At 45.6% G+C, this 1,486-nt stretch carries 2 protein-coding genes; both read left to right on the top strand.

Annotation, left to right across the window (positions count from 1 at the left end; all coding sequences use genetic code 11):
• A partial coding sequence (locus A3738_RS14695) for a helix-turn-helix domain-containing protein (protein ID WP_156504269.1) occupies positions 1-821 on the top strand: 821 nt, incomplete at its 5' end.
• A 4-nt stretch (positions 822-825) separates the two neighbouring features.
• Positions 826-1,486: flavodoxin-dependent (E)-4-hydroxy-3-methylbut-2-enyl-diphosphate synthase (locus tag A3738_RS14690; RefSeq protein WP_197473870.1), on the top strand; the 661-nt coding region annotated here is incomplete at its 3' end.

Raw genomic sequence — 1,486 nt, 5'->3', positions numbered from 1 at the left:
ACTTGCGTCCAAGTGTTGTCGCAATGATCGAATCCGAAAATTATCATGATTTTTCCAGCGATGTCTTTTTGAAAGGGTATTTTCGATCTTACTGTCGTTTAGTTGGTTTGCATGAAGAGCGCATGGTGGAATTGCTTGAAAGACAGCTCACAGTCATCGTGGAAGAAAAGAGGCAGCTAGACAAGCAGCAAGCTGACGAAAAGCTCAAAGCAAAACGTATTCATTTGATGAAATTGACTGGTGTTGCAGGGTCGATTGTGGTGGTTTGCGCTTTACTGGTCTGGACCTTGATTGGTAGTGAGAATGAGCATGAGCTTGAACAGCGTTCAGATAGTTCGTTGGAAAGTCCAGGGGCGGTTGTTGAACCCCCGGCAGCGCCGGAGGAAGTGGCGGAAGAGAATGATTCAGTAGAGCTTGTGTTAGTTGATGAGAAACAGTCCGCTGCTGAAACCTTAGGCGAAACGTCTGCAGTAACTGATGTAGCTATTCAATCATCGAATCTAGATGCAGAAGATCAGTCTTCTGAAAGTCAGCCTGTGGATGAAGTTTCAGCGCTTTCAAATCAAGATCAACCTCAAGTCAGAGGGACAATTTCAATCACTTTTACAGGTGACTGTTGGTTTGAAATATATGATGACCAAGATAATCGTATCAGCGCTGATTTGATGCGTGATGGTCGTAAGTTTGACTATGAATTTTCAACGGCACTTCGCGTTGTTCTTGGCGATGCAAGTGTTGCGCAAGTGTTCGTAAACGATGTCCAGTACGATATTTCGTCCTATGTCAGCACAACTGGACGCGCAGAATTTACTGTAGAGTAGAGTTATGAAGTTTGAGTCGCCGATAAAGCGAAGAGTTTCCCGTCAAATTATGGTGGGTGATGTGCCTGTGGGCGGAGATGCTCCGATTGCAGTGCAAAGTATGACGAATACTGAGACCACCGACGTCCAAACGACGCTCGGGCAAATTCAAGAATTAGCCGATGCGGGGGCGGACATTGTTCGGGTATCAGTCCCAACGATGGATGCCGCCGAGTCATTTAAGTTAATCAAGCAAGGCTCGCCAGTACCTTTAGTTGCAGATATTCATTTTGATTACAAAATTGCACTTAAAGTTGCTGAATATGGGGTCGATTGTTTACGTATCAATCCCGGAAATATCGGTAAAGAAGAACGTATTCGTGAGGTCATTGCGAGTGCTAAAGACCACGGGATTCCAATCCGAATTGGTGTGAATGCAGGGTCGCTAGAGAAAGACTTGCAGAAGAAGTACGGCGAGCCAACGCCTGCTGCGCTTGTTGAGTCTGCGATGCGTCATGTCGAGATTTTGCAGAGACATAATTTCGATAACTTCAAGCTGAGTTTAAAAGCGTCTGATGTGTTCATGACGGTTGCAGCATATAGAGAAATCGCTCGATTGATTGATCAGCCATTGCACTTGGGTATTACAGAAGCGGGCGGTTTTAGGGCTGGAGCGGTTAAGTCTG

The organism is Oleiphilus sp. HI0066 (genome assembly GCF_001635725.1).
The sequence above is the reverse complement of the archived record's forward strand: the minus strand, read 5'-3'. Positions and strand labels throughout refer to the sequence as shown.